The 11,974-nt window shown below is 54.6% G+C and carries 13 protein-coding genes; 8 read left to right on the top strand and 5 right to left on the bottom strand.

Features of this window, described 5'->3' with window-relative positions:
• Positions 1-49: 49 nt before the first annotated feature.
• Complete coding sequence (locus AB3U87_RS05585) at positions 50-445, bottom strand: Exc2 family lipoprotein (RefSeq protein ID WP_394148669.1); 396 nt, start codon at positions 443-445, stop codon at positions 50-52.
• Between the two features lie 237 nt (positions 446-682).
• Here AB3U87_RS05585 and AB3U87_RS05580 point away from each other — a divergent pair, with 237 nt between their 5' ends.
• Positions 683-1,636, top strand: coding sequence for an aliphatic sulfonate ABC transporter substrate-binding protein (locus tag AB3U87_RS05580; protein ID WP_253454179.1), 954 nt, complete (start codon positions 683-685; stop codon positions 1,634-1,636).
• A gap of 39 nt (positions 1,637-1,675) precedes the next feature.
• Here the strand turns inward: AB3U87_RS05580 and AB3U87_RS05575 are convergent, their stop codons facing one another.
• Together AB3U87_RS05575 and AB3U87_RS05570 are read right to left on the bottom strand one after the other, a co-directional pair.
• A complete protein-coding gene (locus AB3U87_RS05575; protein ID WP_394148668.1) occupies positions 1,676-3,001 on the bottom strand; it encodes an LLM class flavin-dependent oxidoreductase in 1,326 nt (441 codons plus the stop codon).
• Between the two features lie 9 nt (positions 3,002-3,010).
• Positions 3,011-3,988 (bottom strand): MsnO8 family LLM class oxidoreductase, encoded by a 978-nt coding sequence (locus tag AB3U87_RS05570; protein ID WP_394148667.1) that lies wholly within the window; start codon positions 3,986-3,988, stop codon positions 3,011-3,013.
• A gap of 205 nt (positions 3,989-4,193) precedes the next feature.
• On the opposite strand from AB3U87_RS05570, the gene AB3U87_RS05565 reads away from it, so the two are divergent.
• The 4 genes from AB3U87_RS05565 to AB3U87_RS05550 are packed head-to-tail and all read left to right on the top strand — an operon-like array spanning position 4,194 to position 7,416.
• The gene (locus tag AB3U87_RS05565; RefSeq protein ID WP_301250832.1) at positions 4,194-5,117 is read left to right on the top strand and encodes an ABC transporter substrate-binding protein; all 924 of its coding nucleotides are present in this window, start codon (positions 4,194-4,196) and stop codon (positions 5,115-5,117) included.
• 15 nt (positions 5,118-5,132) lie between these two features.
• Complete coding sequence (locus AB3U87_RS05560) at positions 5,133-5,642, top strand: GNAT family N-acetyltransferase (RefSeq protein WP_394148666.1); 510 nt, start codon at positions 5,133-5,135, stop codon at positions 5,640-5,642.
• 9 nt (positions 5,643-5,651) lie between these two features.
• Complete coding sequence (locus AB3U87_RS05555) at positions 5,652-6,605, top strand: amino acid ABC transporter permease (protein WP_394148665.1); 954 nt, start codon at positions 5,652-5,654, stop codon at positions 6,603-6,605.
• A complete protein-coding gene (locus tag AB3U87_RS05550) occupies positions 6,589-7,416 on the top strand; it encodes an amino acid ABC transporter ATP-binding protein (protein ID WP_253454190.1) in 828 nt (275 codons plus the stop codon). The genes AB3U87_RS05555 and AB3U87_RS05550 overlap by 17 nt, the downstream gene beginning before the upstream one ends.
• Before the next feature lie 25 nt (positions 7,417-7,441).
• On the opposite strand, the gene AB3U87_RS05545 is transcribed toward AB3U87_RS05550, so the two are convergent.
• Positions 7,442-8,047 (bottom strand): helix-turn-helix domain-containing protein, encoded by a 606-nt coding sequence (locus AB3U87_RS05545; protein ID WP_301729554.1) that lies wholly within the window; start codon positions 8,045-8,047, stop codon positions 7,442-7,444.
• Positions 8,048-8,090: 43 nt separating this feature from the next.
• On the opposite strand from AB3U87_RS05545, the gene AB3U87_RS05540 reads away from it, so the two are divergent.
• The 3 genes from AB3U87_RS05540 to AB3U87_RS05530 all read left to right on the top strand — a co-directional run bounded on the left by AB3U87_RS05540 (position 8,091) and on the right by AB3U87_RS05530 (position 10,606).
• Complete coding sequence (locus AB3U87_RS05540) at positions 8,091-8,798, top strand: B3/B4 domain-containing protein (RefSeq protein ID WP_394148664.1); 708 nt, start codon at positions 8,091-8,093, stop codon at positions 8,796-8,798.
• A gap of 463 nt (positions 8,799-9,261) precedes the next feature.
• Positions 9,262-10,029, top strand: coding sequence for a hypothetical protein (locus AB3U87_RS05535; RefSeq protein ID WP_394148663.1), 768 nt, complete (start codon positions 9,262-9,264; stop codon positions 10,027-10,029).
• A gap of 349 nt (positions 10,030-10,378) precedes the next feature.
• The gene (locus AB3U87_RS05530) at positions 10,379-10,606 is read left to right on the top strand and encodes a hypothetical protein (protein WP_394148662.1); all 228 of its coding nucleotides are present in this window, start codon (positions 10,379-10,381) and stop codon (positions 10,604-10,606) included.
• A gap of 539 nt (positions 10,607-11,145) precedes the next feature.
• Here AB3U87_RS05530 and AB3U87_RS05525 read toward each other — a convergent pair.
• Complete coding sequence (locus AB3U87_RS05525) at positions 11,146-11,958, bottom strand: MetQ/NlpA family ABC transporter substrate-binding protein (protein WP_253454205.1); 813 nt, start codon at positions 11,956-11,958, stop codon at positions 11,146-11,148.
• Positions 11,959-11,974: the final 16 nt, after the last annotated feature.

Raw genomic sequence — 11,974 nt, 5'->3', positions numbered from 1 at the left:
CCGTGGCCATCCTTGCCGCCATGCGCTGGCTTACCTGATTGACGCAGCGCTAAGGCCTCCCTTCATAGCCATCCCGATAGGTTGCTGCCAGCGCATCGGCCAGGATCTTACGCTCTTTTTCTGGCCGATCGGCCAGGTACGTCTGACCCAGAAAAGTATGGGTAACGGCCTCATCCGGCAGGTTTTCAGGCTTAAGCAGACAGGCGGCTTTTTCTTCCATTTGCGCTTTACTTAAGCCGGCAGCCCTGTCCTTTACGCCTGCCTGATAAACAGCCTGAAAGCCGGGCCGCATCACGCGGATGGAGTCGGCCAGCAGCATACGCGTATTAGGATCGAAATTGGCGTCCGCAATTTGATGGACGGCATGGGTGGTATGACATTCTACGCTGCCCTGAGGCGCGCAGGCACAAAGCAGCAGCGCCAGCGCGCTGACTAATCTTTTCATCTTTTTCATCCCTGTTTTAACTGATTGCTATTTCCCTGGATATTGCCGGGTAAATTTTGCACAACCTTGTCTGGCATGCAAGCCATCACGATCGAAAGCTGTGACCTGTTTCCATTTTTTTACCCCAGCCGCCTTCAATGCCAATATGTTTTTTCATGCTAAGGACAGCAGATTTACTCGCTAAGCGCTGCGTAACCAATTTGCTATGGTGCGCTGATGACTTTTACGGGGAAAACCATGAAAAATTATCTTGTTAGCAGCCTTGCCGCGCTGGTTCTGGCGGCCACTTCACAGCAGGCGCTGGCGGCAAGCCAGCCGGAAACGGTCAATATCGGCTATCAGAAAGCGAATATTTTCGCGCTGCTGAAATATCGCGGCACGCTGGACGACGAATTTAAAAAACAGGGCATTCAGGTACGCTGGGTGGAATTTCCGGCCGGGCCGCAAATGCTGGAAGGACTGAACGTCGGCAGCATCGATCTGGCCGCAACGGGCGACGCGCCGCCCGCCTTTGCTCAGGCCGCACAGGCCGAACTGGTCTATCTGGGCCACTCGCTCGCTAACCCTAAAACCGAAGCCATCGTGGTGCCGCAGGCTTCTTCCATTAAAAATGTCGCCGATCTGAAAGGCAAACGCGTGGCGCTGAACAAGGGCTCGGACGTTAACTATCTGCTGATTACCGCGCTGGAAAAAGCCGGGCTGAGCTATAAGGATATCAAGCCGGTTTACCTGCCGCCTGCCGATGCCCGCGCCGCCTTCCAGCGTGGCGCAGTGGACGCCTGGGTTATCTGGGATCCTTACCTGGCGGAAGTAGAGACTAACGCCAGCGCCAGAATAGTGCAAAACGCGGAAGGACTGGTGCCGCATTACACCTTCTATCTGGCCAGCCGTAAATTTGCGGAAGCACACCCGCAAACGGCGGAAAAAGTGCTGGGCGAATTGGGCAAGCTCAGCGACTGGGCTAACGGCCATCCCGAAGAAACGGCGAAGATCCTCTCGTCCTCAACCGGCCTGCCGCAGCCGATCTGGCAAAAAGCCCTCGCCAGAATGCCTTTTGGCGCGCAAAGGATGACGCCGGAAGTGTTCAGTCAGCAGCAGGCGCTGGCCGATAAATTCACGCAGATTGGCCTGCTGCCGGTGAAGGTGGAAGTCAGCAGCGCCACCTGGACGCTGGATAAGAAACCACAGTAGGCCCGGACACGGGCGGCACGACGCCGCCCGTCATCAATCTTATTGGTTTTCAACCAGCTCCGGCACCGGCTCAGCGTAACGATTGACTTTAAACGGCAGCCCCAGCCTGCCTCGCAGCGTGGTTTCGTCAGAAGGCTGCCAGTAGCCGCGCGCCGCCAGTATCGGCAGCACATCACGCGTGATATCGCGTAGCGACTCCACCAGCACCGGGCCGCTGAGGATAAAACCGCTCGCGCCGCCCTTTTCTACCCATGCAATCAGCGCGTCGGCCACCTGCTGCGGCGTACCGAAGAATTCGCCGCGCGGCAGCGTGGTTTCATAAGCTACCTGACGCAGCGTCAGTTGCTCTTCCCGCGCCCGATGCTTGATGCTGTCGGTAGTGGAACGGAAGCTGTTCTGCCCCAGCTCGCCAACGTCCGGGAAAGGTCCGTCCGGATCGTACTGGCTGAAATCATGATGCTCGAAGAAGCGACCCAGATAGGCCAGCGCATCGTCAAGGGAAAGCAGCGACAGCAAATGCTGATATTTCGCTTCGGCCTCTTCCGGCGTTTTGCCAATAATGGGGCTGATGCCGGGAAAGATAGCTACCGGATCGCGCCCGTTGGCGGCAACGCTGGCCTGTAGCTTCCGCGAATAGCTCTGCGCTTCCGCAAGCGTGCGCGCGTTGGTGAATACCGCATCGGCGGATTTTCCGGCCAGGCCGATGCCGGTATCGGACGCGCCCGCCTGGAAAATCACCGGCTGCCCCTGCGGCGAACGCTGAATATTCAGCGGCCCGGCTACCGAGAAAAATTTGCCCTGGTGATTCAGCCTGTGCAGTTTGGCCGCGTCAAAAAAAACGCCGCTGTCGCGATCGCGCACGAAGGCGTCGTCCTCCCAGGAATCCCATAATCCCTGCACCACGTTAATATATTCCTCGGCAATCTCGTAGCGCAGCGAGTGCGCCGGATGCGCTTTACCGAAGTTCTGCGCCGAGCCTTCCAGCGGCGAGGTCACCACGTTCCAGCCGGCCCGGCCGCCGCTGATATTATCCAGCGTCGCCAGCTGACGGGCAACGGTGAAAGGATCGCTGTACGAAGTAGAAATCGTGCCCGCCAGCCCAATTCGCTGCGTGACCGCGGCCAGCGCCGACAGCAGCGCCACGGGCTCGAAGCGATTAAGGAAATGCGGCAGCGACTTCTCGTTGATGTGCAGCCCGTCGGCGACGAAAAGGAAATCGAACCCTGCCACCTCCGCCTGCTGTGCCAGATCGGTAAAGTAGCGGAAGTTTACGCTGGCATCGGCCGGCGCGCTGGCATGACGCCATGCATTCATATGGCCGCCCGCGCCGTGCAGCATCAGGCCGAATTTGATGTGGGTGCTCATACAATCTCCTTAATGCTGGCCCGCCAGCAGAGTAATGGAACGCAGACGCCGCGCGGGATTGCTTAGCGGCGTATGCAGAATAAATTCGTCGACCTTAAGGCTTTGCTGTAACGCGGCCAGCCGCTGGTGGATAACGTCGGCGGTGCCGTGCAGCACGTTCAGCGCCTGCTTTTCAATACGGTAGTCCGCCGCGCCCGCCTGCTGGACAAAAGCCAGCGCCTGCGCTTCGCTGCCGACGGTCACGTGCCGTTTGCCAAGCGTGACGCGATAGTTATGCTGTTCGGCCAGTAGCGAAGCCGCTTCCTCAGTGGTGTCGGCCGCCAGCGCCGCCAGGCTGATCAGCGCCTTACCCTGCTGCGCGTACTCGTGAAAGGTCAGCACCGCTTCCCGCATCGCCTGCTCAGAGGCGTTAATAAAACCGGCATAGACAAAGTTCCATCCCAGATGCGCGGCCAGCCGGGCGCTTTCCGCACTGGCACCCAGCAGAAAGCGCGACGGCGAGTGTGATGGCGCCGGCAGCGCTCTGGCGGCTTCACCGCTGGCCGGTTCGGTCACGGCGTCAAGATAGCGGGTTAACTGCGCCAGCAGCGCAGGAAAATCCTTTTGCCCTGCCAGTTCACCCTGCAAAGCTTTGGTGGAAAGCGGCAACCCGCCCGGCGCTTTGCCAACGCCTAAATCGACGCGCCCGGTTGCCAGCGAAGCCAGCAAATGAAAATTTTCCGCCACCTTGTAAGGACTGTAGTGTTGCAGCATCACGCCGCCGGAGCCGATGCGTAACCGGCTGGTGTGGGCCAGCAGCCAGGCTATCAGCACTTCCGGCGAGCTGCCCGCCAGGCGCTCGTTGTCGTGATGTTCAGACACCCACAGCCGGTGGTAGCCCAGCCGCTCCGCCGTGCGGGCAAAGGCAAGCGTCGCCGCCAGCGCGGCCTGCGGCGTTTGCCCTTCGTCCACCGGGCTTTGATCTAAAAGACTTAACTGATAAGACATAATTTATTCTCTCTGAATACTTTCAGCGAGAATTCCATATAAAAACGGCGACGCTAAATATTAATTACAGCTTAGCTTTTGCATAACAATGAAATTATTACGGCTCACGGGAAAAGATTATTTCCCGCTATCTTTATTTGTTTTTGTTGTTTTACTTGCCCTGCCGCATCCTGAATAGTGCAGAAAAACAAAACGCAGGGATAAAATGATGAATAGCAACCGCTTAAGCGCGCTGGCGCTGCTGCTGGGCCTGAGCCTGAGCGCCCAGGCCGCGCCGGGAATAGATTTAATCGCTAATGAAAAGCCGGTGCATACGCCGTTAAACCCTCAGGCGGCTTCGCTGATCCCGGCTAATTATAAATTTGTTACGCCCGGCACATTGACGGTGGCTACGGCAGTGTTGGGCAGCGCGCCGCCGTTCGGCCTGTTTGCCCGCGATAATAAAACGGTTATCGGCAGCGAAGCGGATATAGCACGTCTGGTTGCCGATGGGCTGGGATTAAAATTAAAAATCGTTCCGGCTTCCTGGGAAGACTGGCCGCTGGGCGTCGCCTCCGGGAAATATGACGCGGCGATTTACAATATAACCGTAACTAAAGAACGCAAAGCGCGGTTTGACTTCGCGACCTATCGTCAGGACACGCTGGGCTTCTACGTCAAAAGCAGCAGTAAAATCAGCAAAATTGACGCCGCGCCGGATATTGCCGGCAAACGTATTATCGTGGGCTCCGGCACCAATCAGGAAGCCATCCTGCTGCAGTGGGATAAAGAAAATCAGGCGAAAGGCTTGCCCGCTATGCAGCCGCTTTACGTGACCGACGATGCCGCCGCCACGCTGGCGATCCAGTCCGGCCGCGCCGACGCCACTTTCGGCCCTAACGTTACCGGCGCCTATAAAGCCAAACTGACCGGCACCACCAGGCTGGTCGGCGTGGTGGCCGGCGGCTGGCCTAAAACCGCCAATATCGCCGTGACGCTGAAAAAAGGCAGCGGGCTGGTGGAAGCCGTACAGGCTTCACTCAACGGCGCCATCGCCAGCGGCAGCTATTTACAGGTGCTGGATCGCTGGGGCGAGAGCATCGAAAAAATCGACCATTCCGAGATTAACCCGCCGGGTTTAGGCGACTGAGTACGGGAGCGCGCCATGATTGAAGAAACCTTTATCCATACCACGCCGGGCGATCCGCGGATTGAGCCGATTATCGACGGGCTGTTCGCCGAATACCGCGCCCGCTACGGCGACTATTTTGGCGAGCAGGAAGAAGAGCCGCCGGGAATTTATGCGCCGCCCGACGGGGCGTTTATCGTACTGCTGCGCCATGAAACGCCGATAGCGATGGGGGCCTTCAAGCGTTACAACGTCACGACTGCGGAGCTGAAGCGTATCTGGACGCACAGCAGTATGCGGCGTCAGGGCCTGGCGCAGAAGGTTCTGCTCGAGCTGGAGCGGCTGGCGGCGCTGCAGGGATATGACGCGCTGTATCTGACCACCGGCTTTCGCCAGCCGGAAGCGGTCAGGCTCTATCTGTCGCAGGGTTATCAGCCGCAGTTCGATCCGGCGGTCGATCCCGAACGCTATGCGCTGCCGCCCTTTGACGGCCGCCTGCCCTTTACCAAAACGCTGCTCAGCCAGCCTGTCCGACGCAGCGCCTGAGGAGTTACCATGAAAAACCCGGATGCTGGCTGGCGTGACAACGCCGACGCGCCGAACGATGTCGTCCTGAAAGTTGTGCCTGCCCGCTACCCGTGGCGCATGGCGGGCGCAGCGTTCGCGCTCTTTATTATTACCGGCGTGGTGCAGTCCATTGCCACCAATCCGCGCTGGGAGTGGGGAGTCTTTGCGCAGTGGTTTTTCGAGCCGGCCATTTTAAACGGGCTGGGGAAAACGCTGCTGCTGACCCTGCTGGGCACGCTGTTCGGCTCGATTCTCGGCACCGGCCTGGCGCTGGCGCGGCTCGCCAGGTCCTGGCTGCTGAACGCGCTGGCGTGGAGCTATATCTGGCTGTTCCGCTCGCTGCCCCTGCTGCTGGTGCTGATTATTCTTTATAACTTCGCTTATTTGTATGACAGCCTGTCGCTGGGCGTGCCTTTCACCTCCATCACCTTCTTTACCCACGCCACCACCGATCTGCTGGATCAGTTTTCGGTAGCGGTGCTGGGGCTGTCGCTGGTGCAGGCCGCCTATACCGCCGAGATCATTCGCGGCGGCATCGTCGGCGTCGATCAGGGCCAGCACGAAGCCGCCGCCGCGCTGGGCCTGCCGCCGTATCGCCGCACCTTTCGTATTATTTTGCCACAGGCGCTGCGCGCTATTCTGCCAACCGGCTTCAACGAGGTGATTAGCCTGGCGAAAGGCACCTCTATCGTTTACGTGCTGTCGATGCCGGAACTGTTTTATACCGTGCAGGTTATTTATAACCGCACGCAGCAGGTCATCCCGCTGCTGATGGTGGCTAGCGTCTGGTATCTGTGCATCACCACCGTCCTGTCGGTGCTGCAACACTTTGTCGAAAACTATTTTGCGCGCGGCGTGGTGCGGCAGAGGCGCCCCGCCCGCTTAACGCTGTTCCGTCGTTCGGCAACGCTTAAGGAGAGTTCTGATGTCAGAAGCGCTTGAACTAAATCGCGACGAGAACGCCGCCAGCTGGCGCGATCGCCCGCAAACCCAGGCCGGAAAAATTGAGATCGCCAATATCAGTAAAAGCTACGGCGCCTTTAAAGCGTTGGATGATGTCAGCCTGACTATCGAACCCGGCACCGTCACCGTGATCCTCGGGCCATCCGGCTCCGGCAAGTCGACGCTTTTGCGCACCATTAACCATCTGGAACGCGTCGATAAAGGCTTTATTCAGATCGACGGCGACTACGTAGGCTATCGCCGCAGGGGCGATAAGCTGTACGAGCTGAAGGAAAAAGCGATTCTGAAACAACGCATTCAGGTCGGTTACGTATTCCAGAACTTTAACCTGTTTCCGCATATGACCGTGCTGGACAACATTATTGAAGCGCCCATCGTGCATGGTTTGCTGAAGCGCCGCGAGGCAATTGAGCGGGCTTACGAGCTGCTGGATACGGTCGGCCTGCGCGAAAAGGCGCACGCCTGGCCCCGACAGCTTTCCGGCGGCCAGCAGCAGCGCATCGCCATTGCCCGCGCGCTGGCGCTGAACCCAAAGGTGATGCTGTTTGACGAGCCGACCTCCGCGCTGGATCCTGAGCTGGTGGGCGAAGTGCTGGAAGTGATTAACAGGCTGGCACGCTCGGGCGTTACCCTGGTAGTGGTAACGCATGAGATAGGCTTTGCGCGGCAGGTCGCCGATCGCGTGGTGTTTATGGTGGACGGCAAAATTGTCGAAAGCGGCAGCGCCGAGCGGGTGCTGAATCGCCCTGTTCATCAGCGTACCCGCCGCTTTCTGGAAAAAGTACTGTAGGCGAAAGGCAAATATCCTTTTTCTTTTAGCCCCGATGCAGCTCGGCCACGGTCATCGTAAAGATCAGCAGGTTCTGAGTCTCGTTGGCATAGCGGTGCGCCATATCCGTTCTGGCGACGGCCGAGCAGCCCGCGTTAACCGTCAGCGCGGCGCTTTCGGTTTGCAGGTTTAGCGTGCCTTCTTCGACATGCAGCAGCTCCAGCGTGCCCGCCGGATGCCCCGTAGAGGAAAAGCTTTCGCCCGGATGCATTTCCCAGCGCCACAGCTCAATCATATCCGGCCCACGCGTGCCGGCCAGCAGTCGCGCGGAACCGCCCTTTTCACCTTGCCATAGCGTAGGGATCTCCTCGCGAGTGATAAGCCATGCAGAAGGCGAATCGGTAACGTTGACGATATCCGCCACCGACAAGCCAAGCGCGGCGGCGATTTTACATAAAATACCGATACTGGGGTTCGCCGTGCCCTTTTCGGTTTCCACCAGCATCCCTTTACTGACCCCCGCGCGGCGGGCGAGCTCGTCCAGCGAAAGCTTTTGCGCCTTGCGATGGGTTTTAATACTGCGCGAGACGGCAGCGCTGACGCTGTCGATATCGGCCCCTGCCTCGGTCGTTTTATTGACTTTTTTGGTCATCGGTCATTACTATAGGATAAATTAGTCACCGAAGGATTATGGAATGATTTCAGTCACCCCGTCAATCGCCCCGGCTATTGCCGACCTTGCACCGGGCTTTCGCGCCCTGAGTATCACCGTAAAAGCCGCGCCGCTGGCCGATCCCTCGATCGCACAAGCGTTTCTTACCCAGGCCTGCGAGGCGGTGCTTGCCGATTCGCCTGCCTGGGCGGCAGCGCACCTGGCCGACTGGGCGGAAACGTTTAAAAAGTTCGGTGCCAAACCCAAGCGCACACCCTGTTCGGCGGAAGCGCTGAGGAAACGCGTGCAGCGCGACGGCACGCTGCCGGGCATCGATCCAGTGGTCGATCTGTATAACGCTATCAGCCTTCGCTACGCCATTCCGGTCGGCGGCGAGAATATTGCCGCCTATGTGGGCCAGCCGCGCCTGGTAATAGCCGACGGCAGCGAGCTGTTTGATACGGTTAAAGAAGGCAGCGCGGCCGTGGAATCACCGGAGGTCGGTGAAGTTATCTGGCGTGACGACCAGGGCGTGACCTGTCGCCGCTGGAACTGGCGTCAGGGCGTGCGTACCCGGCTGGATGCCCAGGCCACGCAAATGTGGTTTGTACTGGAAAGCCTGCCGTCAATGCCGTATGAGGCGCTGCTGGAAGCGGGTGATGAGCTGATCCGCGGCCTGACGCTGATGATGCCGGGCGTGCAGACGGAGGTAAAAACGATTGGGTCGGGCTGTTTGAATAGCGGCATCTGATTTTGTTGCCGGCAGCGCCAGATTATTATGGCGCTGCGCTTTCATATAAAAGCCGCCGACGATACTTTTCATAATTATCAAAAAATAAGTCGTAAACCAGTGCATAAAAAAGAGAGATCGCCCTCCCGAAAAGAAAGATTCTGCTTTTGCTGTAAAAGCAGGGAATGATAGAGTTCTTCAGCTTATATCAGATACTAGATCCCCATTGACAGTGACACTGGCGCATCAAACTCCAGCCAGAAGCCGTCCGAGTTCGGCCGAGCCAGAACCCGCCACCGGTTTCTTAATTGCTCTCTTTGCCGCCCACGCTGCACCCTTGTAAGAACTGTTTTTATACACAGCAGTTTTGCCATCGCAATCTGACAAGCAAAACAGTAATGCCGCTGAGTTCCATGTTTACATAATGACCAAAAAACCACATAGTAACTGAGGCATTCAAAGGAGATAACGCACAGGAGTGAGCATGAGTTATAACGCAGCAATAATAAAGAAACTGGAAGCCGAGAACTATCTGGCTTTAGTTCTGGAAAAAGGAGTCAAGGAAGTAGGTAGAGAAGCGTTAAAACAAGGCGAATTGATATACAACGGAGTCGAACGTCTAAGTTGGTATTCATCATGTTTAACAGAAAATTATCAGGATGTTTGTGAGAAAATCAGAAAAGAAGATGTAAGGTTTATTAGGTCCATCTTGAAAATTATTCCGACCTTTCATTTTAAATTACCGCATATTGGCTTTGAATTCGGAGAAAAGAAAAATAATTACTCCGACGTACAGGTCAAAGATAATGTTATAAAATACATGCTAAAAATATTTACTGAAGACGTATTTAGCGAGATTCATTATGAGAGGAGATTAAATTTAAACAGAATCCTGACAAAGCTTAGCGCCGATTATGCAACTGTGAATTTCACAAATCGCTCTATTGCTTACTCTATTGCGTCTGCAATTTATATGAGCGCAGGACTAAGGGCAACGCTGGAAAGCACATTGACCAGTATATCCAGGAAAAGCACCACTGTTTTAGGTGGTTATGGTTACGTAAAAATTGCTATTGACGCTGCAGACCGGCTAAAATTAATCAACCCTATCCTGTACACAAAATTTTATAATACTGAAGTAGAAATGCTCTATTTTCTGATAGAGCCCGTTGTCACAAAAATAGATCATAAATTTCGGCACGCATTAACTGACGAACAAATCGCATCGGATATAGTGAGGCTCATAAAATGAAAAAGGCATTTAAATTCCTATGGAAGGATATTTTATGGGATATTTTCTGTTTTCGCTTACCGTTACTTTTGACTTTTATATTTTCATTTATCGTTTTTAATTTTTGGGATGGTTATGAACTAATTAAAATAATTATTTTCTTCATCACCTCAAATATAATATGTGATATATTTTTTAATAAAATCATAAAATAAATCCCGTCGTTTTCCGGGTCTGGTGTAGTCGCAAACGCTATAACCCCATCAGAAAAAAGGAGATAAAAGAAAAAGCAGTGAGATCAAAAAAATCAATACAGACCACAAAACTGCTCGCCCCAGGTTGCGAGTATTTTGCCTGAAACGGTGTTTTTATGCTGTTCCTTTATTCTTGCCTCGCCACCGCCAATACTTTTGAGTTCAGGTTAGAAGCTCAGGCCTGCATCATTGCCGACTATTTCTGGCTAATAACATTTGGCCGATCGAATTTTGAAGCGGTAGCTAACTTCAAGGGTCTTATCGGGCCCGATCTTCTTGCTAAGTATGAATGGGTAATGCGGGGATTTCTGAGCGATCCTTCAGCTAAAAGGAATTTACCATGATAAAAATAACGCTAGCCTGCGTGCTGCTGGTAAGCGGCTGTCACCTTGAAAAGCCTTACTTTTACCCGCTGGATGTCGTGCTGAAAGAAAACATGCCTTGCTTTTCCGCGCCTTATAATATTCAAAAAAAAGCCGCCTGCTCCAAAACAGAGGCGTATCCGTAACAAAAATCACCGGAAAAAAAGGGCAAATCTTCTGGCAATCTGAACCTCAGTCAACCTTGCCTGTTATTCCGGCAGGCGAATGCGTTTCTTATCCTGACATTAACTGGCAGGAGGGCGATTACGCCATACTTATGGGAATATCCACAAATAACGATGCTGAAAGATACAGGTTAAGCAAGACTATCCGACTGCAAAAAGATAAAGCAGGCAATTTTATGCTGCAGGAGATCCGGCAGCCTGATTTATAATATCGTCGTTCCTTTAGCCATATACAACAAAGGCACTGCCCGTTTTCTGTGCTGACTGATGGAGGTTATGTAAGTGTGCGAGCGCCAAAAAAAGGCCGGTTTCCCGGCCTTTTTTATTAAACAGCAATCAGTTATTAACAGGAATAACCGCGCCTTTATATTTGGTGCGGATCCAGTCCTGGATTTGCTTAGAATGCAGCACCGTCACCAGCGCTTTAATATCCGGCTTGTTTTCGTCGCCGCGATGCACGGTGATAATATTGGCGTAAGGGTTATTTTCGCCGCTCTCAACTGCAATCGGATCTTTTACCGGATCCAGGCCTGCGTCGATAGCGTAGTTGGCGTTAATTACTACCGCATCGCCTTCGTCGTTATTATACATTTGCGGCAGCAGTGCGCCTTCCACGTTAGCCAGGAACTTCAGATGTTTCGGGTTTTCCACGATATCGCTGATGCGCGCGTCAACTTTGCTCACGCCCGGCTTCAGTTTGATGACGCCTTCTTTCTCAAAGATAGAAAGGATACGCCCTTCTTCCGATACCGCGTCGCGCATAATTACTTTGCCGTTCTGCGGCAGGTCTTTCAGCGATTTGTACTTTTTAGAGTAGATGCCGATTGGCTCGATATGGATTGCGCCCGCGCTGACAAAATCATAGCTCTTGTCGTCGGCATGATCTTTCAGCACGCTGTTCAGATAAGGTACGTGCTGGAAATAGTTCGCATCGATATCGCGGCTGGCCAGCGCGGTGTTCGGCAGGATGTAGTCCTGGAAAGGTTTGATTTCCAGATCGATGCCCTGCTTCGCCAGAATCGGCTTAGCCTGCTCCAGGATTTCCGCGTGCGGCACGTTGGATGCGCCGATGGTCAGGGTGTCTGCCCATGCGCTCAGGCTCAGCGCCCCCAGGGTTGCCGCAGCCAGCAGCGTCAGTGTCTTTTTCATTATTACTTCCTTCGTG

This window comes from Erwinia plantamica, from assembly GCF_043420595.1.
GTDB classification, from domain to species: Bacteria; Pseudomonadota; Gammaproteobacteria; order Enterobacterales; family Enterobacteriaceae; genus Erwinia; species Erwinia aeris.
The sequence above is the reverse complement of the archived record's forward strand: the minus strand, read 5'-3'. Positions and strand labels throughout refer to the sequence as shown.